General features: G+C 64.1%; 19 protein-coding genes. 9 read left to right on the top strand and 10 right to left on the bottom strand.

The window, feature by feature from the left end; genetic code table 11:
- Complete coding sequence (locus B5E65_RS04285) at positions 1-702, top strand: ABC transporter ATP-binding protein (RefSeq protein ID WP_087170535.1); 702 nt, start codon at positions 1-3, stop codon at positions 700-702.
- 129 nt (positions 703-831) lie between these two features.
- Here B5E65_RS04285 and B5E65_RS04280 read toward each other — a convergent pair whose 3' ends face one another.
- A complete protein-coding gene (locus tag B5E65_RS04280) occupies positions 832-2031 on the bottom strand; it encodes an acetate/propionate family kinase (protein WP_087170534.1) in 1200 nt (399 codons plus the stop codon).
- A 161-nt stretch (positions 2032-2192) separates the two neighbouring features.
- Here B5E65_RS04280 and B5E65_RS04275 point away from each other — a divergent pair, with 161 nt between their 5' ends.
- Both B5E65_RS04275 and B5E65_RS04270 read left to right on the top strand, forming a co-directional pair.
- Entirely contained in the window at positions 2193-3371 is a 1179-nt protein-coding gene (locus B5E65_RS04275; RefSeq protein WP_087170533.1) for a nucleotidyltransferase family protein, read from the top strand.
- Between the two features lie 200 nt (positions 3372-3571).
- Positions 3572-5350: a phosphoenolpyruvate carboxykinase (GTP) gene (locus B5E65_RS04270; RefSeq protein ID WP_087170532.1), complete on the top strand. Its 1779-nt coding sequence runs from the start codon at positions 3572-3574 to the stop codon at positions 5348-5350.
- Positions 5351-5481: 131 nt separating this feature from the next.
- Here B5E65_RS04270 and B5E65_RS04265 read toward each other — a convergent pair whose 3' ends face one another.
- The 6 genes from B5E65_RS04265 to B5E65_RS04240 all read right to left on the bottom strand — a co-directional run bounded on the left by B5E65_RS04265 (position 5482) and on the right by B5E65_RS04240 (position 12213).
- Positions 5482-7977, bottom strand: a complete 2496-nt coding sequence (locus B5E65_RS04265; RefSeq protein WP_087170531.1) for a M56 family metallopeptidase — start codon at positions 7975-7977, stop codon at positions 5482-5484.
- Entirely contained in the window at positions 7970-8344 is a 375-nt protein-coding gene (locus B5E65_RS04260) for a BlaI/MecI/CopY family transcriptional regulator (protein WP_087170530.1), read from the bottom strand. Before B5E65_RS04260 ends, B5E65_RS04265 begins: the two co-directional genes overlap by 8 nt.
- A gap of 138 nt (positions 8345-8482) precedes the next feature.
- The gene (locus B5E65_RS04255; RefSeq protein WP_087170529.1) at positions 8483-9682 is read right to left on the bottom strand and encodes a coenzyme F420-0:L-glutamate ligase; all 1200 of its coding nucleotides are present in this window, start codon (positions 9680-9682) and stop codon (positions 8483-8485) included.
- 131 nt (positions 9683-9813) lie between these two features.
- The gene (locus tag B5E65_RS04250; RefSeq protein ID WP_242957472.1) at positions 9814-10383 is read right to left on the bottom strand and encodes an ATP-binding cassette domain-containing protein; all 570 of its coding nucleotides are present in this window, start codon (positions 10381-10383) and stop codon (positions 9814-9816) included.
- Positions 10368-11168: an ABC transporter permease gene (locus B5E65_RS04245; protein WP_206406276.1), complete on the bottom strand. Its 801-nt coding sequence runs from the start codon at positions 11166-11168 to the stop codon at positions 10368-10370. Before B5E65_RS04245 ends, B5E65_RS04250 begins: the two co-directional genes overlap by 16 nt.
- Positions 11158-12213, bottom strand: coding sequence for an ABC transporter substrate-binding protein (locus tag B5E65_RS04240; protein ID WP_087170528.1), 1056 nt, complete (start codon positions 12211-12213; stop codon positions 11158-11160). The genes B5E65_RS04245 and B5E65_RS04240 overlap by 11 nt, the downstream gene beginning before the upstream one ends.
- Positions 12214-12339: 126 nt before the next feature.
- On the opposite strand from B5E65_RS04240, the gene B5E65_RS04235 reads away from it, so the two are divergent.
- The 6 genes from B5E65_RS04235 (at position 12340) to B5E65_RS04210 (ending at position 18177) form a co-directional block, all read left to right on the top strand.
- Positions 12340-13041: a Crp/Fnr family transcriptional regulator gene (locus B5E65_RS04235; RefSeq protein WP_087170527.1), complete on the top strand. Its 702-nt coding sequence runs from the start codon at positions 12340-12342 to the stop codon at positions 13039-13041.
- Between the two features lie 18 nt (positions 13042-13059).
- A complete protein-coding gene (locus B5E65_RS04230) occupies positions 13060-14031 on the top strand; it encodes a glycosyltransferase family 2 protein (RefSeq protein ID WP_343286388.1) in 972 nt (323 codons plus the stop codon).
- Positions 14028-14606, top strand: a complete 579-nt coding sequence (locus B5E65_RS04225; RefSeq protein WP_087170525.1) for a flavin reductase family protein — start codon at positions 14028-14030, stop codon at positions 14604-14606. Before B5E65_RS04230 ends, B5E65_RS04225 begins: the two co-directional genes overlap by 4 nt.
- A gap of 111 nt (positions 14607-14717) precedes the next feature.
- Positions 14718-16988 (top strand): hydratase, encoded by a 2271-nt coding sequence (locus tag B5E65_RS04220; RefSeq protein ID WP_087170524.1) that lies wholly within the window; start codon positions 14718-14720, stop codon positions 16986-16988.
- A 57-nt stretch (positions 16989-17045) separates the two neighbouring features.
- On the top strand, positions 17046-17894 hold the full coding sequence (locus B5E65_RS04215; RefSeq protein WP_087170523.1) for a PHP domain-containing protein: 849 nt from the start codon (positions 17046-17048) through the stop codon (positions 17892-17894).
- A gap of 16 nt (positions 17895-17910) precedes the next feature.
- The gene (locus B5E65_RS04210; protein ID WP_087170522.1) at positions 17911-18177 is read left to right on the top strand and encodes a TIGR03905 family TSCPD domain-containing protein; all 267 of its coding nucleotides are present in this window, start codon (positions 17911-17913) and stop codon (positions 18175-18177) included.
- Between the two features lie 66 nt (positions 18178-18243).
- Here the strand turns inward: B5E65_RS04210 and ilvD are convergent, their stop codons facing one another.
- The 3 genes from ilvD to ilvN all read right to left on the bottom strand — a co-directional run bounded on the left by ilvD (position 18244) and on the right by ilvN (position 21599).
- Positions 18244-19902: a dihydroxy-acid dehydratase gene (gene ilvD, locus B5E65_RS04205; protein WP_087170521.1), complete on the bottom strand. Its 1659-nt coding sequence runs from the start codon at positions 19900-19902 to the stop codon at positions 18244-18246.
- A gap of 72 nt (positions 19903-19974) precedes the next feature.
- Positions 19975-20985: a ketol-acid reductoisomerase gene (gene ilvC, locus B5E65_RS04200; RefSeq protein WP_087170520.1), complete on the bottom strand. Its 1011-nt coding sequence runs from the start codon at positions 20983-20985 to the stop codon at positions 19975-19977.
- A gap of 116 nt (positions 20986-21101) precedes the next feature.
- Positions 21102-21599 (bottom strand): acetolactate synthase small subunit, encoded by a 498-nt coding sequence (gene ilvN, locus B5E65_RS04195; protein WP_087170519.1) that lies wholly within the window; start codon positions 21597-21599, stop codon positions 21102-21104.
- Positions 21600-21615: the final 16 nt, after the last annotated feature.

The raw sequence follows: 21615 nt of genomic DNA, 5'->3' as shown, positions 1-21615 counted from the left end.
ATGCTGAAGGTTGATAACATCAATGTGTATTACGGCAACATCCACGCCATCAAGGACGTTTCCTTTGAAGTGAACGAGGGCGAGATCGTTACCCTGATCGGCGCCAACGGCGCGGGCAAGAGCACCATTCTGAAAACCATCTCCGGCCTGCTTCGCACCAAGACCGGCGACGTGATCCTGAAAGGGGAGAGCATCAAGAGCGTGGCTCCCCACAAGATCGTGGCCAAGGGCCTGGCCCATGTGCCGGAAGGCCGCCGGGTGTTCCTGGCCATGAGCGTGGAGGAGAATCTGGAGATGGGCGCCTACACCCAGCCCGCCTCTTCCGTCGCCCCCAACATGCAGGAAGTGTTCCAGTGGTTCCCCCGCCTGAAAGAGCGCCGCCGCCAGATGGCCGGCACCCTCTCCGGCGGCGAGCAGCAGATGCTGGCCATGGGCCGTGCCATGATGTCCGGCGCCAAGGTGCTGCTGCTGGACGAGCCCTCCATGGGCCTGTCCCCGCTGCTGGTCAAGGAGATCTTCGAGATCATCACCGAGCTGAACAAGCGCGGCATGACCATCCTGCTGGTGGAACAGAATGCCCAGATGGCCCTGTCGGTGGCTCAGCGCGCCTACGTGCTGGAAACCGGCCGGATCATTATGCAGGGCAGCGCCGCCGAACTGCTCAACAACGACTCGGTGCGCAAAGCGTACCTGGGCGCATAAGCCAAAACAACAAACGGGGCGTACCGTCAAAAGCGGTACGCCCCGTTTTCTGCTGTAAGATATAAAAACAGGCGCCCCGGCCTTTGACCGGAGCGCCTGCTTGTTTTGTGCTGTTTATCGAACCGGCAATCAGCCCTGAACCAGAGCCAGGGTGTCGCGGGCGATCATCAGTTCCTCGTTGGTGCAGACCATCAGGATCTTCACCTTGCTGTCGGCAGCGGACATGTCGATGATGTCCTGACCGCGCAGGTTGTTCTTCTCGGGATCCAGCTTCATGCCCAGGAACTCCATCCCGGCGCAGACATCGCGGCGCACGTTGTTGTCGTTCTCGCCGATACCGCCGGTGAAGACCACGCAGTCCAGACCGCCCATAGCGGCAGCATAAGCGCCGATGTACTTCTTGATCTGGTACTTCAGCATGTCGGTGGCCAGCTGCGCACGCTCGTTGCCGTTCTCGGCAGCGGTGGTCACGTCACGCATATCGCTGGAAACGCCGCTCACGCCCAGCAGGCCGCTCTTCTTGTTCAGGTAGTCGGCCATCTCCTGGCCATGGATGCCCAGCTTCTGCTCCATGTAGGTCACCACGCTGGGATCCACGTCGCCGCAGCGGGTGCCCATCAGCACACCGGCCAGCGGGGTCAGGCCCATGCTGGTGTCCACGCACTTGCCGCCGTCCACAGCGGTGATGGAGGAGCCGTTGCCCAGATGGCAGGTGACCATCTTCAGCTCGGAAGGATCCTTGCCCAGGAACTTGGCGGCGGCCATGCTCACATAGCGATGGCTGGTGCCGTGGGCGCCGTACCGGCGGATGGCGTACTTCTCGTACATCTCGTAGGGCACGCCGTACATATAGGCCTTGGGAGGCATGGTCTGGTGGAAGGTGGTGTCAAACACAACCACGTTGGGCACCTGCTCGCCAAACACCTTCTTGGCGCTGCGCAGACCCTGCACATGGGCCATGTTGTGCACCGGAGCCAGCGGGGCGATCTCTTCGATCTTGTCGATGATGGCGTCGGTCACGATCTCGCTCTTGGTAAAGAACTCCGCGCCCTGCACCACGCGATGGCCGATGGCGCCGATCTCGCTCTTGTCGGCAACCACGGCGCCCTCGCCGGTGGTCATCATCTCCACAACCTTCATAAAGGCCTCGGTGTGGGTGGGGAAGGGAACCTCCACGCTCCACTTGCCGCCGTTGGCCTGATGGGTGATCTTGCTGCCCTCGATGCCGATGCGCTCGCACAGTCCCTTGCACAGAACGGTTTCACCCTCCATGTCGATCAGCTGATACTTCAGAGAAGAAGAACCGCAGTTGATCACCAGAATCTTCATTGTCGAACTCCTCCCGATGTTTTTTGTCACGGATATAAGGGCGGAAGCAGATTTCTCCCGCCCGAATCCTGATTTTACTTTGCGACAAAACTATTATATAATGGACGCATCGCTTTTTCAAGGCAAAAACCGGCCAAAAGCCGACAAAAGGAGGCGCGGATATGCGCGTTGCGGGCATCATTGCCGAATACGATCCCTTTCATGCCGGGCACGCCTGGCAGATCGGGCAGCTGCGGCAGCAGGGCTTTGACCGGATTGTGATCTGTATGAGCAGCTGGGCGGTGCAGCGGGGCGGGATACCCATTCTGCCGCCGCTGGTGCGGGCGCAGGCCGCGCTGGAGGCCGGGGCGGATCTGGTGATCGCTCTGCCCGCGCCTTATGCCTGCCGCAGCGCCGAGGGCTTTGCCGCCGCCGGGGTGGGGCTGCTGAACGCGCTGGGCTGCGTGGATACCCTGGCGTTCGGGGCCGAGACGGCGGATAAGGACGCCCTGCTGGATACGGCGCGTCTGCTGCTGGGGCAGCCCTACGCCGCCGCGCTGCGGCAGCAGCTGGCGGGGGGCGCCCCCTACGCCGCCGCCCGGGCCGCCGCCGCGGAGAGCATCCGCCCCGGTGCAGGGGCGCTGCTGGCCGGGCCCAACAACAACCTGGGGGTGGAGTACTGCAAAGCCATCCTGGCCCAGCGCGCCGCCCTGACCCCGCTGCCGGTTCCCCGCCGGGGGGCCGCCCACGGCCAGGAGGGGGAGACCGGCGGATTTGCCAGCGCCAGCTGGATCCGCCGCCGCATCGCCCTGCGGGGGATCGAGGGGGCCCGGGGCCTGGTGCCGCCCGCTGCCTTTGCGCTGTATGAGCAGGCGGCGGCCGCCGGACTTTTGACCAGCGCCCGGGCCTTTGACCTGGCGCTGCTCAGCCGCCTGCGCGCCCTGACGCCGGAGCAGCTGGCCCGTATCCGCGGGGTGAACGAGGGGCTGCAGCACCGGCTGGCGGACGCGGTGCGCACCGCCCCCACCGCCCGGGCGCTGTACGACACGGCCAAGACCCGCCGCTATGCCCACGCCCGGCTGCGCCGCCTGGCGCTGGACGCGGCGCTGGATTACCGGGAGGGCGCGCTGCCCGGTCTGCCGCCCTATCTGCACGTGCTGGCTGCCCGCCGGCCGGCCCTGGAACTGTGCGGCAGCGCACAGCTGCCCTGCGGTGTGTCCCTGGCCCGGCTGATGCGGCAAAGCGAGGACTGCGCGGCCGTGGGAAAGGCAGAGTGTGCCGCGGCGGATTTTGCTTCCCTCTGCCGTGCACGGCCCGCCGGGATGGGGCAGGCCCTGACCCAGAAACCGGTGATCCTGTAAAAGCCGGACAGTCGTTTTCCAGCGAAAGACGGATTCGTGAACAAGATGTAAACTTTGCGCCAAAATTTGCATTTTTGTCCTTGAACCGGTTTCTGAATATTGAATAGTATTTAACAAAGTGATACAATAACATCAAATGGCGAGTTTTTCCGCGCAGACATTGCGATGAGAAATTCGACGGAGAGGATAGGTGACAGTTAATGACTACCAACAAGCACGTATTGACCTGGCTGGACGAAATGGTCGCGCTGGTCAAGCCCGACAAGGTCGTCTGGATCGACGGCAGCGAGGAGCAGCTGAAGGCTCTTCGTGAGGAAAGCTTCAAGACCGGCGAGATGCAGCCCCTGAACGAGGAGCTGCTGCCCGGCTGTGTGCTGCATCATACCGCGGTGAACGACGTGGCCCGCGTAGAAGGCCGCACCTACATCTGCACCAAGAAGAAAGAGGACGCCGCCCCCATCAACAACTGGATGGAAACCAGCGAGATGAAGGCCAAGCTGATCCCCATGTACGACGGCTGCATGAAGGGCCGCACCATGTACGTGCTGCCCTACTGCATGGGCCCCATCGGCAGCCCGTTCAGCAAGGTCGGCATTGAGCTGACCGACTCCATCTACGTGGTTATGAACATGGATATCATGACCCGTATGGGCAAGCAGGCTCTGGATCAGCTGGGCGATTCCAACGACTTCGTCCGCGGCCTGCACTCCAAGGCCAAGATGGAAGAGGAGAACCGCTACATCGTGCAATTCCCCGAAGAGAACACCATCTGGTCCATCAACTCCGGCTACGGCGGCAACGTGCTGCTGGGCAAGAAGTGCTTTGCGCTGCGTATCGCCAGCTACCAGGGCCTGAAGGAAGGCTGGATGGCTGAGCATATGCTGATCCTGGGCATTGAGGATCCCACCGGCCATGTGGAATACATCACCGCTGCCTTCCCCTCTGCCTGCGGCAAGACCAACCTGGCCATGCTGATCCCGCCCGAAGTGTACGCCAAGCAGGGCTATAAGGTGTGGACCGTGGGCGACGATATCGCCTGGATGCACATCGGTGAGGACGGCCGCCTGTACGCCATCAACCCGGAGAACGGCTTCTTCGGCGTGGCGCCCGGCACCAACGAGAAGTCCAACCCCAACGCGCTGCACACCACCATGAAGAACACCATCTTCACCAACGTTGCCCACAACCTGGACAACAACACCGTGTGGTGGGAAGGCCTGGACAAGAACCCGCCCGAGAACGCCGAAGAGTGGACCGGCAAGAAGGTCAACGGCAAGGAGTGGGTTGCCGAGGGCAACAAGCTGGCGCATCCCAACAGCCGCTTCACCGCTCCCGCTGTGAACTGCCCCTGCCTGAGCAAGGAGTTCAACAACCCCAACGGCGTGCCTGTCACCGCTATGGTGTTCGGCGGCCGCCGCGCCAAGACCGCTCCGCTGGTGTTCCAGAGCTTCGACTGGAACCACGGCGTGTACGTGGGCTCCGCGATGGCTTCTGAGACCACCGCTGCCGCTGCCGGCGCCGTGGGCGTTGTCCGTCGTGACCCGATGGCCATGCGTCCCTTCACCGGCTACAACATGGGCGACTACTTCAATCACTGGATTGAGATGGGCGAGAAGCTGGGCGACAAGGCCCCGAAGATCTTCCATGTCAACTGGTTCCGTACCGACGACGAAGGCCACTTCATCTGGCCGGGCTTCGGCGACAACATGCGTGTGCTGATGTGGATGCTGAAGCGCTGCAAGGGCGAAGTGGACGCCGTGGAGACCCCGATCGGCTACCTGCCCAACGCTGAGGACATCGACATCACCGGCCTGGACGGCATCACCCTGGATACCGTTAAGGACCTGCTGAGCGTGGACAAGGACCTGTGGCTGGAAGACTGCAACGGCGTGGAAGAGCTGTACGACCAGATCGGCGAGCGTGTTCCCGCCGAGCTGCGCAAGCAGCTGGCCGACCTGCGTGCCCGCCTGAGCAAGTAAGCTAAGGCCCGCGCAAGCCGCGTATAAAGCAACAAAAACGGCATGACCGGAACGGTCATGCCGTTTTGTTGTGTCGGAAGCAGCAAAATGCCCGCCTCCGATATTTACAAAGGCGGGCGCAAAAAAGATAGTCAGACGGTGAATTCCATCAGCAGCAGCGAGCCGTCCTCGCCGCTTGTGGTGATGGCAAAATAGCGGGTGATCCCGTCTGCATCGGTGTAGGCAATGCCCCGGTCGGGCACGTCGCCCGCAAAGGTCATCCGGATCACCACCGGCTTGCCCTCGGTCAGCGCATCGGTGGTGTACAGATCTTCGGTATCATAGTACATGGTACCGTCCGCGCCCACATCCCGCAGGGTCAGGGCCAGAAACCGGAAATCGGATACCGGTGCATCGGCGGTAAATACCAGCTGCGTCTGGTAATCAGAGGGATAGTCGGCAAACTGGTCGTAATCGGTCAGGTTGGCCAGCAGGGCCTCGTCTGCAAAGGCTGCCTGGACGGCAGCCCCCTGCGCTGCACCGGTATCCGGGGCCGGTGTGGCCTGCGGCCCGGAAACGGCCGGCATAAACTCCAGCCACATGGTATCCTCGGAAGTCCCCGCAGGGTCATACCGGTATATGTTGTTCCGGTTCCCGGACAGGGCAAAATCTCCGTACCATTGGCCGGCCAGTTCGCCGTTTTCCGCCGTGTCTGCATAATACAGGGGCAGCACCAGGCATTCCTGCCCGGCGATCACCTCGGTGCGCAGTTCCGTCTCCCGCCAGACCAGTTCCCGGCCGATCTGCCCGGGTTCCAATACACCGGCATTTACCAGCCGGGCCTCCAGCACGGCGCCGATCTCGCTGCTGGAAAGGAAGCCGCTGCCGTCCGATTCCTCCGCGTGGGCCTGTTCCCAGGCGATCTGTGCCTTTTGCAGATTGATGGTGCGCAGTTCGCGGGAGTATACCGTATCCCCCGCAAACAGCCGCTGGGCCGCCAGCGGGGTAAAGGTCTCCCGGATACTGGCCGTGTAGAGGCTGCCGTCTTGTGCCGTCCAGTAGTCCAGCAGAGTATACCCGGCGGTTTCATCGCCGGAGAAGGTCAGCGCGGTGGGAAGGACGCTGCCGCTTACCGCTACCGGCTCGCTGCCGGTCAGATCAAAGGTTTCCTCCCGCACCAGAGCATAAACCAGAGTCTGCCCGTTCTGACGGGTCATGTCCAGTACCGCGTGGCTCTCCACCCGTGTGACAAGGGCCTGCACCGGCGCCCCGTCCTGGCCCAGCACCGCCGCCTGGATAGCGGTGTTCAGCGCCGCGGAGGGCTGGGGCAGATCCTCCAGAGCCAGCGCCTTGTTTTCAAAAAAGCCCTCCGGCAGGGCGGCGTTCCCTTCGCCCCAGTCGCTCTCCCACCCGGCCAGCCAGTCATATCCGGCGTCAAAGTAGGCCCCGTCTATTGTCAGATAGGTGTTGCCCTCGTTGGCTATCGTGTGGGTTACCCCGTCGGCGGTGGTCACATAGAAGGTGATGCAGCCGCCCGCCAGGGCTTCATGGCGGCTCAGCCGGCGGCCCCGGCTCTGTTTGATCAGTTCCACCGCCCGACCGGTTTCCTCCTCGTTCAGCAGCTTATACTGCTTGTCGGTATCCTGGGGCATTACCACCAGTTCCAGGCGGGTTATATCTTCCGCCTGCAGCTTTTTGGCCCATTGCAGGGATTCATCCGGCTGGTCATAGGCGAAGAAGGTCAGGGCGGCGGTGACTGAACAGATCAGCAGCACCAGCAGGATGACGGCCGGCTTTTTGTAGCGAAGCACCGCCTTTACCCGGCTTTTTACCCCCACCTCGCCAAAGGCCAGGGGGCAGGGGGCCACCCGCCGCCGGGGCAGACTGCAGGCCAGCAGCGCCTGGGAATAGTCCGCCCGGCCTGCCGGGTCCAGTTTGCTTACTACCCGCTCGTCGCAGGCGGCTTCCATATCCCGGCAGAACAGAATATAGGCCAGCCAGATCACCGGATTGAACCAGTATACCGCCAGAAAGGCGAATCCCAGCAGCTTGAACCAGTGGTCTTTGCGGGCAATGTGGGCCTGCTCGTGGGCAATCACCGAGGGCAGCGCGCTCTCCGGCAGGGAAAAGGGCAGGTAAATCCGGGGCCGCAGAAGCCCCAGCACAAAGGGGGCGGCGATCCGGTCGGACTGCCAGATATTGTCCTGAAGCCGCACCGCCGTGCGCAGCCGCCCTTTCAGCCGCAGCCAGCTGATGGCCGCGTAGAGCAGCATCCCCGCCAGCCCGATCAGCCACACCCAGCCGGCCAGCCAGGTGAGCACCTGCAGCGGGTTGACACTGGCCCCGGGGCTGGGAGCCAGTGACCCGGTAAAGGCGGGATTCACCGCCGCATCCACCGCCGGGATACCGCTTTCAATGTGCGGCGTGGACGAGTAGAGCATCTCTTCCGGCAGAACCTCCCGGGTGGGCACCAGGCTCCAGGGGTGGGGGATGGAGAACGGCAGCAACCGGAACCCCACCACCGCCCACAGCAGCAGCCGGGGCCATCGGGGCGCCTTGCGGAACACCAGCCGCAGCACCAGCACCACCGCGATCAGCCAGCAGGCGGTCAGGCTGCGGTTGAACAGGGTCAGAAACACCTCACTCATGGCTGTTCTCCTTTCGGTACTCGTCGATCATCCGCTGTACCTGGTCGATTTCCCGGTCGGTCATCTTCCGGTGCCGGGTAAAGGCCGCCAGAAACGCGGGCAGCGACCCCTCAAACTTCTTCTCCACCATCTCGTCAATCTCGGCGGCCTGCACCTCGTCCTTGCTCACCAGGCTGCGCACCACCGTGTCTTCATTCACCAGTACCCCCCGCTGGGCCAGCCGCTTGATCACGGTGTAGGTGGTGGTGGGTTTCCAGCCCAGCTGCCCCCGGCACAGGGCCACCAGCTCGCTGCTTTTGACCGGTTCGTGGGCCCACAGAATCAGGCAAAACCGGTATTCGCTCTCAAAGATTTTGGGTGTCTCCAAAGAAACCACCTCCTCTAATGGATTAGAGCCGTTTCTGCTTTCAGTCTAACACAGTAGAGTAACCCTGTCAAGCAAAAGAAAACGCGGGGCGGACGGCTTTCAAAACCGTCCGCCCCGCGCAGATAAGCGGAACGCTGTTTACTTGGTGTAGTTATCGAAGTAGCCCTGCACCAGGATGATGGGGGTACCCTTGTCACCGCTGCCGCTGGTCAAATCGCACAGGCTGCCGATCAGGTCGGTCAGGCGGCGGGGGGTGGTGCCTTGGCTGGCCATGTTGCCGGTCAGGCTCTCGGCCTTGCGGTCCTTCTCCTCAATCGCCTTGCTGATGGCGGCCTTCAGGGCCTCGCCGCTCAGGTCGGCAAAGTCGTTGTCGGCCAGGTACTTCAGCTTCAGTTCGTTGGGGGTACCCTCCAGGCCGGCGGTGTAGGCCGGGCTGACAACGGGGTCGGCCAGCTCCCAGATCTTGCCCATGGGATCCTTGAAAGCGCCGTCGCCGTAGACCATGACCTCCACGTGCTTGCCGGTCTTTTCCAGCAGTTCGGCCTGGATACGGTCCACCAGCTCCTGGCAGTGGATGGGGAACAGCTTCACGGTCTGCTCGGTGGCCTTGTTGGAACCCAGCAGGCCGTACTTGTCGTTGTAGCCGCTGCCGTCCACGCTGGCGGTCATGATCTCGTCCAGGCACAGCACCGTCTTGGCGCCCGCGGCCTTCAGGATCCGCTGGGTGCGGCGGCGGGTGTGGATGTCACAGGCCAGCACGGTGTCGGTGTAATCCAGGATGGCCCGGGGATTGTTGGCGAACACCACCTGGCATTCGGCCCCGCACTCCTCGATCACGCTGCGGTAGTATTCCACATAGTCCACGCCGGTAAAGGTGTGCTTCTTGTAGCCGAACAGTTCCCGGTAGCGCTCCTCGGTGAGCACGTCGCTCCAGGGGTTTACGCCGCTGGCATCCAGGTCGTCCTCGCTGATCAGATGGTTGCCCACCTCATCGGAGGGATAGCTGAGCATCAGCACCACCTTGCGGCAGCCGCTGGCAATGCCCTTCAGGCAGATGGCAAACCGGTTGCGGCTCAGAATCGGGAACAGAACGCCCACGGTGCCGCCGCCCAGCTTGGCGCGCACGTCCTTGGCAATCTGGTCCACGGTGGCGTAGTTGCCCTGGCTGCGGGCCACCACAGCCTCGGTCACGCCGATCACGTCCCGGTCACGCAGGGAGAAACCCTCGCTCTCGGCGGCGGCCAGCACGCTGTCCACCACGATGCGGGCCATGTCGTCGCCCTGCCGGATGATGGGGGCGCGCACGCCCCGGGATACGGTACCCACCAAACGTTCCATACTCTATCGCTCCTTACATAGGGTCTGCCGGAACCTGTGCCCGGCAGCAGTTTTTCACAACACTTTTCATTGTAAGAAAAAACAGGCGGAATGTAAACGGTTTTTTACGCTTTTTTGCAAAAAAAAGCCGCTTACGGCGCGCCCAGCTGCCACAGGTTGCCGCCAAACCAGGCCGCCTGCTCCGGATCGTGGGTGATCAGCAGCAGCCATCGGCCATCGGCTTTGCGCTTTGTCCAGGCCATGGCCAGGGCGGCGGTGTCCTCGTCCAGCCCTTTGAACGGTTCGTCCAGAACAACCCCCTCCGCAGGGGCAAGCATGGCCCGGGCCAGGGCCGCCCGCCGCTGCTGTCCGCCGCTCAAAAGGGCGGCGGGCTTGGTCAGATCTTCGCCGGAAAGCCCCAGTTCCTCCAGGGCCTGGCGGGCTGTTTGTTCGCCGTGGCCGGGCAGCGCCAGCGCCACGTTGGCCACAGCGCTCAGCTGCGGGCAGAGCCGGTCTTCCTGAAACACCGCCGCCAGCCGCCCGGTCACCGTCACGCGGCCCTCGTCCGGCTTTTCCAGCCCCAGCAGCAGCCGGGCCAGGGTGGTTTTTCCCCGGCCGGAGGGGCCCATCAATACGGTGGTGCCCTCCAGACGGCGGCTCACCTTCTCCAGCACGGTTTCGCCGCCGTACCGCTTGGTCACATCGGTTAATTCCGCGTACACAGCGGCGCACCTCCTCCCAGCCGGCGCCCGGCCAGCCGCAAAGCGGCCAGCGCCAGTTTCTCAAATACAGCGCTTACCAGAATGATCACCAGCGTCCAGGCGAACAGCTCACCGGTCTGCAGAAAAATCTTGGCCTGGTACAGCGCTTCACCGATGCTGCCGCCCGCCAGGCCGATCACCTCGGCGGCCACACCGCTTTTCCAGCACAGGCCCAGCCCCGTCTCACAGCTTTGCAGCAGATAGGGCCAGACCCCGGGCAGCCAGATCGCCCGCAGGGTACGCCCGAAGGGCAGGCGGAACACACGGGCCATCTCCAGCAGCTGGGGGTCAGTGCGGCGGATGCCCTCCAGCACCGCCGCATAGATCACCGGCAGCACCATCAGAAAGCTGATCAGCACCGACAGGTTGGCGCTGCTCACCCACAGCAGGGCCAGGATGATGATGCTGGCCACCGGCGTTGCCTTGATAAACTGCATCAGGGGCCGCAGCAGAATGTACACCGGCGGCAGTGCCGCGCTCAGCGCCGCCAGCAGGCACCCGAATACCAGCGCCAGCGCAAAACCGCCCAGAATGCGCGCCGCGCTGAATCCGATCCGGCCCCAGAATGCCCCCTGCGGCAGCATCCCGGCCAGAACCTGCAGTGTTTCGAGGGGGCCGGCCAGCAAAAAGCCCAGCCCCATCCGGCCAACAAAAAAGGCCGCAAGCTGCCACACCGCCACCCAGAACAGGATGGCGGCGGCAGCCTGCAGCCGGGATACCCGGGCGGTTGCGGGCTTAGGCACCATAGTAGAAGCCGTCGTCCGGCATGGCCCCGCCCACGGAGGCCGGATCCTGATCGTACAGGGTCTGCAGATAGCCGGACAGCTTGTCCTTCATCTCACTGCCGGCCAGCCAGGTGATGTTGCAGGCGGGCAGAGCCTTTTCGGCCACTTCGGCCTTGGGCACGATCTCGTACTTGGCAACCAGCTGGGCCGCGTCGGCGGTGTTGGCGTTCACCCACTCGATGCTGGCCTGGTAGTCGGCCAGGAACTGGTCAAAGGCGGCGGGATTGGCCTCGATCACATCGGTGCGGGCCAGCAGCACGCCGGTCACCAGCGCGCTGTCCGGGCTGACCTTGTTCCATTCCTCGGTCAGGTCCAGGGCCACCTTGAGCCCCTCCACCTGCATCTGGGCGGTGGTCACATAGGGCTGCGGCAGTACGGCCACCGCATCGCCGGCGGTCTGCATGGCGGACAGCACCTCGGTGGCTTCGCTCTTGTACTCAATGGTCAGATCCTTGGCGGGGTCCAGACCGTTCTGGGTCAGAATGTAGTTCAGGGCATACTCGGGGGTGGTGCCCTTGCCGGTGGAGTAAACGGTCTTGCCGGCCAGGTCGGCCACGCTGGTCACTTCCGCGTTGCCGGTGGTCACCACATACAGCACACCCAGGGTGTTGACGGCGGCTACCTGCACCTTGTCCTCCAGTTTCTGGTACAGGGTAGCGGCCAGGTTGGCGGGCACGGCGGCCATATCCAGCTCGCCCTTGCTCAGCAGCGGCACGATCTCATCCGCCGCGCCGTACATGGTCACGGTGTAGGTGTTGTCGTACAGGCCCTGTTCCGCGTCATCCATGAGCTTGACCATGCCCATGGTGGTGGGGCCCTTCAGCCCGGCGATGGAATAGGAGGCGGGTTCAACCGGCTCGGCTTCCGATTCGCTTTCCGGGGCGGGGGTAGGCTCGGCCGCGGCGGACGAACTTTCCGGCACGGAAGAGCCGGACCCGACCTGCCCGCAGGCAGCCAGACTCAGTACCAGCACAAGGGCCAGCAGCAAGGCAAGAAACTTTTTCATTGCAGTATTCCTCCAGTCTGCACAAACCCGATCCGGGGGTTTGCGTTCTGGGGGATATTCTACTATAATAAGAAGGAAAATGCAGTTGCGGCGGCAACCGATGCCCCGCAGGAGAGGAGACCCCTCATGCCCGCTACCCTCACCCCGTACTATCCCATTCTGCAGGCTACCACCCTGTTCCAGGGCTTTTCCAATGAGGAACTGGACCAGGTGCTGGCCTGTTTTGCGCCCTGTCTGCGCCGGTTCTCCAAAGGGGAGCTGGTGCTGTTGTCCGGCTTTGAGACCCGGGACGTGGGCCTGGTGCTGGAAGGCTGGGTGGAGGCGCTGAAGAACACCCCCGACGGTACCAGCGTGTCCATCACCCGGATGGATCCGGGCGGGGTGTTCGGGGACGTGCTCAGCGGCAGCAGCGTGAAAAGCCCGGTGACCATTGCCGCCCGCAGCGACTGTGTGATTCTGTTTGTACCCTACGCCAAGATCCTGCACCCCTGCGCCAAGATGCACGCCAGCCACAGCCGTCTGATGCAGAATCTGGTCACCACCATTTCGGACAAGTATTTTGCCCTGAACCGCCGGGTGGATCTGCTGATTCTGAAAAGCCTGCGGGCCAAACTCTGCGCCTACCTGCTGGACGAGGCGCACCGGGCCGGGGCGGATACCTTTACCATCTCCCTGTCCCGGGCGGGGCTGGCGGAGTACCTGAACTGCGAGCGCAGTGCGCTTTCCCGGGAATTGTCCCGGATGCAGGCGGAAGGCCTGCTGGAAACCTACAAAAGCAGTTTCAAATTGCTGAATGTGCCCGCCATGCGGGCTGCCTGCCACCGATAATGAACATTAGGAGGCGCCATCGTGGAAAAACAACCGGTACTGTATATCGTGATCCCCTGCTACAACGAGCAGGAGGTGCTGCCCATCACCAGCGGCATGTTCCGGGACAAGCTTCGTCAGCTGGCCGGTGAGGGCAAGATCAGCCCGGACAGCCGGGTGCTGTTTGTGAACGACGGGTCCAAGGATAACACCTGGGCCATCATTCAGAAGCTGGCCGAAGAGGACCCCTGCTTTGAGGGCATCTGCCTCAGCCGCAACCGGGGCCATCAGAACGCGCTGCTGGCGGGGCTGATGGAAGCCCGCACCCGCTGCGACATCACCATCAGTATCGACTGCGACGGGCAGGACGACATCAACGCCATGGACGCCATGGTGGACGCCTGGCACGAGGGGTGCGAAGTGGTGTACGGGGTGCGCGCCAAGCGGGATACCGATACCTGGTTCAAGCGCACCACCGCCGAGGGCTTTTACCACATCATGAACGCCATGGGCGCCAAGGTGGTGTTCAACCACGCGGATTACCGGCTGCTGAGCCGCCGCGCCCTGGATGAACTGGCCCACTACAAGGAGGTCAACCTGTTTTTGCGGGGCATGGTGCCGCTGGTGGGCTTCAAGAGCACCAGCGTGCTCTATGACCGGGCCAGCCGCATCGCCGGCGAGAGCCATTACCCTTTGCGCAAGATGCTGGCACTGGCCTTTGACGGCATTACCAGTCTGTCGGTGCAGCCCATCCGGCTGATCACCGGGCTGGGACTGCTGGTGTCCATCGTAAGCTTTATCGGGGTGGTCTGGGCGGTCGTCGAAGCGCTGCTGGGCGCCACCGTGGCCGGCTGGGCCAGCACCACCGCCATCGTATGCTTTATGGGCGGTATCCAGCTGCTCTGCCTGGGCGTGATCGGCGAGTACATCGGCAAGATTTATATGGAAACCAAGGCCCGGCCCCGGTTCTGTGTGGCTGAGCGCACCTGGGAAAAGGAGAGGGAAGAATGAGCAAGCAAGTCTGGAAACCCGGCAACCTGCTGGCGCCGGTTCCGCCGGTGCTGGTAAGCTGCGGCAATATGGAAAAGCCCAACCTGATCACCATTGCCTGGGCGGGCACCATCAACAGCGACCCGGTGCGGGTGAGCATCAGTGTGCGGCCCGAGCGGTACAGCCACGGCCTGATCAGCGAGAGCGGCGAGTTCGTCATCAATCTGCCCACCCAGAAGATCCTGCGTGCGGTGGACTGGTGCGGCGTGAAAAGCGGCCGGGATGTGGATAAATTCAAGGAGATGGGCCTGACCGCGGTGCCCGGCAGCGCGGTGAGCGCTCCGGTGCTGGCCGAAAGCCCGGTGAACCTGGAATGCCGCGTGTTCCAGACCATTCCGCTGGGCAGCCACGATCTGTTCCTGGCGGACGTGGTGGCGGTGGACGTGGACGAGGATCTGCTGGACGAGGCCGGCCGCCTGCGGCTGGACAAAGCCGGTCTGGCCGCCTATGTGCACGGCACCTACTACGCCCTGGGCAAGCAGCTGGGCACCTTCGGGTACAGCGTGCGCAAAAAGCCGGCCCGCCGCAGAAAATAAGGCCCGGCGTTTCCGTTTTGCGTGGGAATATGGTATAATTGAAAAATAGTTTTTGGCCGCCGCCCGCCTGGTGCGGAGGCGCAGTTTATAAAGACAGAGGGGTGCAAGACCATGATCCAATGCAGCAAGACCGGCATGTACTATGCCCGGGGCCAGTGGGTCCCGGCGGACGAGCAGGCTGCCGCCGCGCTCGCCGCGCAGGGCTTTACGGCCGAACAGGTGGACAAAGCCCGGGAGGGCACCATCGCCTGGGGCATTCTCCAGGCGCACAACCACAGCGGCGACGCCGAGGCGCTCAAGCTGAAGTTTGACGCCATGGCCAGCCACGACATCACCTTTGTGGGCATTGTGCAGACCGCCCGTGCCTCCGGCATGATCCGGTTCCCCATGCCCTATGTGCTGACCAACTGCCACAACAGCCTGTGCGCGGTGGGCGGCACCATCAACGAGGACGACCATGTGTTCGGCCTGTCCGCGGCCAAGAAGTACGGCGGCATCTACGTTCCGCCCCACATGGCGGTCATCCACCAGTATATGCGGGAGATGCACGCGGGCTGCGGCAAGATGATCCTGGGCTCGGACAGCCACACCCGTTACGGCGCGCTGGGCACCATGGCTATCGGCGAGGGCGGCGGCGAGCTGGCCAAGCAGCTGCTGGGCCGCACCTACGACGTGGCCCGTCCTGGCGTGGTGGCAGTATACCTGACCGGTGCGCCGGTGCCCGGCGTGGGCCCCCAGGACGTGGCCCTGGCCATCATCGGGGCGGTGTTCAAGAACGGCTATGTGAAGAACAAGGTCATGGAGTTCATCGGCCCCGGCGTGGCCAGCCTGCCGCTGGAATACCGCAGCGGCGTGGACGTGATGACCACCGAGACCACCTGCCTGTCCAGCATCTGGGTCACCGACGAGGCCACCCGGAAGTATCTGGCTGTCCATGGCCGCGAGGCGGATTACAAGCCGCTGGCCCCGGCGGAGCTGGCCTACTACGACGGCGTTGTCACGGTGGAACTGGACAAGGTGCGGCCGATGATCGCCCTGCCCATGCACCCCTCCAACGTCTATACCATTGAGGAACTGAACGCCAATCTGGCCGACATCCTGCACAAGTGCGAGGAGGACTGCCGCGCCCTGGTCGGCAACGACAAGGTGCATCTGGACCTGGTCAGCAAGATTGAGAACGGCCGCCTGCGGGTGGATCAGGGTGTCATCGCGGGCTGCGCCGGCGGTACCTACTCCAACATCTGCGAGGCCGCCCAGATCCTGAAAGGCCACACCGGCGGCTGCGGCGAATACGCCCTGAGCGTCTATCCCAGCAGCCAGCCCACCATGATGGCGCTGTCCCGTCTGGGCATCCTGACCGACCTGATGGCCAGCGGCGCCACCATCCGCACCGCCTTCTGCGGCCCCTGCTTCGGCGCGGGCGACGTGCCCGCCAACGGGGCGCTGTCCATCCGGCACACCACCCGCAACTTCCCCAGCCGCGAGGGCGCGAAGCCCGGCGCGGGCCAGATCGCGGGCGTAGCCCTGATGGACGCCCGCTCCATCGCCGCCACCACCCGGGCGGGCGGTATCCTGACCCCCGCCACCGACATCGACTACGCCCCCAACGTGCCGGAGTACGAATTTGACCGCTCCAGCTACGACGCCCGGGTCTACTTCGGCTACGGCAAGGGCAACTGCGACGAAGCCCTGCGCCTGGGGCCCAACATCAAGGACTGGCCCGCCATCGACCCGATGGGGGACAACCTGCTGCTGCGGGTGGCCAGCTACATCACCGACCCGGTGACCACCACCGACGAACTGATCCCCTCCGGCGAGACCAGCAGCTACCGTTCCAACCCCCTGGGCCTGGCGGAGTTCACCCTGAGCCGCAAGGATCCCGCCTACGTAGGCCGTGCCAAGGAGATCCGCGACCTGGAAGCCGGCCGCAAAGCCGGTCAGGCGGACGGCGCGCTGCTGGCGCAGGTGCAGGCGGTGCCCGGCTGTGAGAACCTGACCTGGAAGGACCTGGCCATCGGCTCCACCATCTACGCGGTCAAGCCCGGCGACGGTTCCGCCCGGGAGCAGGCGGCCAGCTGCCAGCGGGTGCTGGGGGCTGCGGCCAACATCGCGGTGGAGTACGCCACCAAGCGCTACCGCTCCAACCTGATCAACTGGGGCATGGTGCCGTTCCAGCTGGAGGGCCCCACCCCCTTCGGCCTGGGCGACTGGGTGCTGGTGCCCGGTATCCGGGCGGCGCTGGAAAGCGGCGCGATTCAGGACATCCCGGCCTGGGTGCTGGGCAGCGAACCCCGCGCCTTTACCCTGCATATCGCCCCGCTCACCGCGGACGAGCGGCAGATCCTGCTGGACGGCTGCCTGATCAACTACTACAAGCATTGAGTTTTCCGCGGCTTCGGCCCTCCGCCGAAGCCGCTTTGTGCGCAGAAAGGAGAAGCCATGAACGGCGACCTGCATACCCACTCCACCTTTTCCGACGGCAGTACCCCCATTGAGCAGCTGCCCCGGCTGGCGGCCCGCGCCGGGCTGGGCTGGCTGGCGGTATCCGATCACGATACCCTGCGGTCAGCGGAGTATGCCTATGCCCATCCGGAACAGGCGGGGGTGCGGCTGATCCCGGCGGTGGAGCTCTCCGCCCGGGACACCGTGCGGGGCCGCCGGGCTCACATCCTGTGCTACTGGCCGGACACCGCCTGCCCGCCGCTTCGCGGATACTGCGACCACATGGCCGCCGAGCGGGTGGAAGCAGGCCGCCGCAACGCCGCCGATCTGGCCCGGGAGGAACCCCGGTTCGATCCCGCCTGGGCCGAACCGCTGTGGCAGGCAAGCGACATCCCGTTCAAGGCCCATCTGATGGCCGCCATGTGCGAGGCCGGTCTGGCCGACAGCATCTATGGGGCCCGCTACCAGGAGCTGTTCGGCAAGAACGGTCCGATCCACAATTCCTGCCGGTACGAATCGGTGGAGGGGGTGCTGGCGCTGATCCGGGCTGCGGGCGGCGTGGCGGTGCTGGCCCACCCCAGCGTGTACAACGGCATGGAACTGGCCGCGGAACTGGCGGCCGCCGGCAAGATCGACGGGGTGGAGATCGACCATCCCCGCAACACCCCCGAAGACCGGGCACAGCTGCACCGGCTGGCGGAAAAGTATGGGCTGCTGGTCACCGGCGGTACCGATTTCCATGGCCGGTACGCGGGTACCCTGCGCCCCATGGGCAGCGGCACCACTTCGGAAGATACCATCCGGCGGATCGAGGCGCTGGCCCGGTCCCGCAAGGAGCAAAAATAAAAAGGAGAGAGAAACTATGACTACCTATACCCAGATGAATCGCGGCGTCTGCAGCCGCAGCACCACCGTACAGCTCAACGACGACGGCACCATCCATGCCGTGGAGGTCGTGGGCGGCTGCAACGGCAACCTGAAGGGCATCTGCTCGCTGCTGCGGGGCCAGAAGGCCGAGGACGCCATTGCCCGTATGGAGGGCATCACCTGCGGCGGCAAGTCCACCTCCTGCCCGGACCAGATCGCCCACGCCCTGCGCGCGGCGCTGGAACAGCAGAAGAACGGCTGAGCACAGCAAACAAAAGCAACGCCCCGGAACCTATCGTTCCGGGGCGTTGCTTTTATACAGGAAAAATCAGGGCATGACCGCGCCCTGGTTGGCGCCGCTGACCAGCTTGGCGTACCGGGCCAGCCAGCCGGACTTCACGTTGGGTTCCGGGGCCACATAGGCGGCCTTGCGGGCGGCCAGTTCCTCGTCGCTCACGTTCAGGGTAATGGAGGCGTTCGGGATGTCAATGGTGATGGAGTCGCCCTCCTGCACCAGGCCGATGGGGCCGCCGTTGGCCGCCTCCGGGGCCACATGGCCGATGGACGCGCCGCGGGAAGCACCCGAGAACCGCCCGTCGGTGATCAGGGCCACCGTCTTGTCCAGCTTCATGCCCGCCAGCGCGCTGGTGGGGTTCAGCATCTCCCGCATGCCCGGGCCGCCGCGGGGGCCTTCGTACCGGATGACCACCACGTCACCGTCCACGATCTTGCCCGCGTAGATGCTGGCAATGGCCTCTTCCTCGCTGTTGAACACCCGGGCGGGGCCGGTGTGGCAGAGCATCTCCGGCGCCACGGCGCTGCGCTTGACCACGCAGCCCTGGGGAGCCAGGTTGCCCCACAGGATCTGGATGCCGCCGGTGGGGCTGTACGGATCGTCAATGGGCCGGATGGCGCGGGTGTCCTTGATGTAAGCGCCCTGGATGTTTTCGCCCAGGGTCTTGCCGGTGGCGGTCAGCAGGCTCAGATCCAGCAGGCCTTTCTTGGCCAGCTCGGCCTGCACGGCGGGGATGCCGCCCGCCGCCCACAGATCGGGCATATGGGTGGGGCCGGCCGGGGCCAGATGGCACAGGTTGGGCACCTTGGCGCTCATCTCGTTGAACATGGCCAGATCCAGGTCTACGCCTGCTTCCTTGGCGATGGCCAGCAGATGCAGCACGCTGTTGCTGGAGCAGCCCAGCGCCATATCGCAGGCCAGGGCGTTGCGCAGCGACTTCTCATTCACGATGTCCCGGGCCTTGATGTCCCGGCGCACCAGTTCCATGATGGCCATACCGGCTTTCTTGGCCAGGGCAATGCGGCCGGCGTGTACCGCGGGAATGGTGCCGTTGCCGGGCAGAGCGATGCCCACCGCCTCGCACAGGCAGTTCATGCTGTTGGCGGTGTACATGCCGCTGCAGCTGCCGCAGCCGGGGCAGCAGCCGTGCTCGCACTCGTCCAGCTTGGCTTCGCCAATGAGGCCGGCTTTGTAGGCGCCCACCGCCTCAAACATCTTGGACAGGCTTACCTCCTGGCCGTCGTAGCTGCCGGCCAGCATGGGGCCGCCGCTGCATACCACGGTGGGCACGTTCAGCCGCAGCGCGCCCATCAGCATGCCGGGCACGATCTTGTCGCAGTTGGGCACCAGCACCAGACCGTCCAGCTGGTGGGCCATGGTCATGGTCTCCACGCTGTCCGCGATCAGCTCGCGGCTGGCCAGGCTGTACTTCATGCCGATATGGCCCATGGCGATACCGTCGCACACGCCGATGGCGGGGATCAGGATGGGGGTGCCGCCCGCCATCCGCACGCCGGCCTTGACCGCGTCGGCAATCTTGTCCAGATGGATGTGGCCGGGCACGATCTCGCTGTGGGCGCTGATCACGCCGATCAGCGGCCGCTCCAGTTCCTCCTGGGTAAAGCCCATGGCGTAGAACAGGCTGCGGTTGGGCGCGCGCTCGGGCCCTTTGGTAACGTTGTCGCTGCGCATTGTCATCGCTCTCCTTTTATTTTGGGGCCGGACGCATCCCGCATCCGGCCCCGCTGTAGTTGCACTGGGTGGTTATTTCTTGAGCCAGCTCATCATCTGGCGCAGCTCGGCGCCCACCTTCTCCACCGGATGCTCAGCCTGCAGGCGGCGGGTAGCCAGGAACTTGGCCCGGCGGCCGCTGCTCATCTCCTGCATGAACTCGCTGGCGAAGGTGCCGTCCTGGATCTCGGTCAGAACCTGGCGCATCTCGGCACGGGTGGCCTCGGTGATCAGGCGCTTGCCGGTGCGGTAGTCGCCGTACTCGGCGGTGTTGGAGATGGAGTACCGCATCTTGCCGAAGCCGCCCTCGTTGATCAGGTCAACGATCAGCTTCATCTCGTGGATGCACTCGAAGTAGGCCATCTCGGGCTCGTAGCCGGCGGCCACCAGGGTGTCGAAGCCGGCGTGCATCAGTTCGCACACGCCGCCGCACAGAACCGCCTGCTCGCCGAACAGGTCGGTCTCGGTCTCCTCACGGAAGGTGGTCTCCAGGATACCGGCACGGCCCGCGCCGATGCCGCAGGCATAGGCCAGGGCGTAATCCTTGGCGCGGCCGCTGTAGTCCTGGGCCACGGCGATCAGGCTGGGCACGCCCTTGCCCTCCAGGTACTGGCTGCGCACGGTGTGGCCGGGGCCCTTGGGGGCGATCATGATCACGTCCAGGTTGGCGGCGGGCTTGACCAGGTTGAAGTGGATGTTGAAACCGTGGGCCCAGCACAGGATGTTGCCCTCTTTCATATGAGGGGCAACCTGGGTGTTGTAGATGTCGGCGGCCAGTTCGTCGGGCACCAGCATCATCACCACGTCGCCGGCCTTGGCCGCGTCCTCAATCTCCATCACCTTGAAGTTGGGGCGGGTGTCGGCAAAACGGCTGGCTTTTTCCCAGTGACCGCTGCCCTTGCGCAGGCCAACCACCACGTTGACGCCGCTCTCGGCCAGGTTCATGGCGTGGGCATGGCCCTGGCTGCCAAAGCCGATCACGGCTACGGTCTTGCCGTCCAGCAGGCCCAGGTTGCAGTCGCTGTCGTAGTACTTCTTGATCATGATGAACACTCCTTTAAATTGGATTTTGTTTCAGAATTGGTTGCGGTCAGGCCGGTCCCACCCGGGCCGGCATCTATCTCGGTCCCCGTTTGTGCCGGGGAGGGGATACAAAATGCTTACAGCAGATGTTCGCTGGCGCCGCCCCGCTCCAGGGCGGTGATGCCGGTGCGGCACATCTCCAGAATGGTAAAGCCCTCCATCATTTTCAGGAAAGCGTCGATCTTGTCCGGTTCGCCGGTCAGCTCGAATACCAGGCTCTCCGGGGACAGGTCGATGATCTTGGCCTTGTAGATGCTGCCGATCTCCCGCAGTTCGCTGCGGTTGGCCTGGGTGGCCTCCACCTTCAGCAGCAGCAGTTCCCGAAACAGGCTTACCGCCGGGTCCAGCACAAAGATGTGGCGGGTCTCCTCCAGGCGGGCGGTCTGCAGCACGATCTGCTGCAGAACCTTGGCGTCGTCGTGCACCACGATGGTGATGCGGCTGACAGCCGGATCGTTGGTGGCGGACACGGTCAGACTGTCGATGTTGAAGCCCCGCCGCCCGAACAGGCTGGAGATGCGGGTCAGAACGCCCGAATGGTTGTCCACCAGCACGCTGATGACTTGTTTGTTCATATCGCTGCGCCCCCTC

The sequence above is a fragment of the Gemmiger sp. An120 genome, from assembly GCF_002160955.1.
GTDB lineage: Bacteria > Bacillota > Clostridia > Oscillospirales > Ruminococcaceae > Gemmiger_A > Gemmiger_A avium.
The sequence above is the reverse complement of the archived record's forward strand: the minus strand, read 5'-3'. Positions and strand labels throughout refer to the sequence as shown.

Bases quoted from the DNA above. Each gene is read 5' to 3' on its own strand.
- B5E65_RS04285 (WP_087170535.1), top strand. From the start codon at position 1: ATGCTGAAGGTTGATAACATCAATGTGTATTACGGCAACATCCACGCC.
- B5E65_RS04280 (WP_087170534.1), bottom strand. From the start codon at position 2,031: ATGAAGATTCTGGTGATCAACTGCGGTTCTTCTTCTCTGAAGTATCAG.
- B5E65_RS04275 (WP_087170533.1), top strand. From the start codon at position 2,193: ATGCGCGTTGCGGGCATCATTGCCGAATACGATCCCTTTCATGCCGGG.
- B5E65_RS04270 (WP_087170532.1), top strand. From the start codon at position 3,572: ATGACTACCAACAAGCACGTATTGACCTGGCTGGACGAAATGGTCGCG.
- B5E65_RS04265 (WP_087170531.1), bottom strand. From the start codon at position 7,977: ATGAGTGAGGTGTTTCTGACCCTGTTCAACCGCAGCCTGACCGCCTGC.
- B5E65_RS04255 (WP_087170529.1), bottom strand. From the start codon at position 9,682: ATGGAACGTTTGGTGGGTACCGTATCCCGGGGCGTGCGCGCCCCCATC.
- B5E65_RS04245 (WP_206406276.1), bottom strand. From the start codon at position 11,168: ATGGTGCCTAAGCCCGCAACCGCCCGGGTATCCCGGCTGCAGGCTGCC.
- B5E65_RS04240 (WP_087170528.1), bottom strand. From the start codon at position 12,213: ATGAAAAAGTTTCTTGCCTTGCTGCTGGCCCTTGTGCTGGTACTGAGT.
- B5E65_RS04235 (WP_087170527.1), top strand. From the start codon at position 12,340: ATGCCCGCTACCCTCACCCCGTACTATCCCATTCTGCAGGCTACCACC.
- B5E65_RS04225 (WP_087170525.1), top strand. From the start codon at position 14,028: ATGAGCAAGCAAGTCTGGAAACCCGGCAACCTGCTGGCGCCGGTTCCG.
- B5E65_RS04220 (WP_087170524.1), top strand. From the start codon at position 14,718: ATGATCCAATGCAGCAAGACCGGCATGTACTATGCCCGGGGCCAGTGG.
- B5E65_RS04215 (WP_087170523.1), top strand. From the start codon at position 17,046: ATGAACGGCGACCTGCATACCCACTCCACCTTTTCCGACGGCAGTACC.
- B5E65_RS04210 (WP_087170522.1), top strand. From the start codon at position 17,911: ATGACTACCTATACCCAGATGAATCGCGGCGTCTGCAGCCGCAGCACC.
- ilvD (WP_087170521.1), bottom strand. From the start codon at position 19,902: ATGCGCAGCGACAACGTTACCAAAGGGCCCGAGCGCGCGCCCAACCGC.
- ilvC (WP_087170520.1), bottom strand. From the start codon at position 20,985: ATGATCAAGAAGTACTACGACAGCGACTGCAACCTGGGCCTGCTGGAC.
- ilvN (WP_087170519.1), bottom strand. From the start codon at position 21,599: ATGAACAAACAAGTCATCAGCGTGCTGGTGGACAACCATTCGGGCGTT.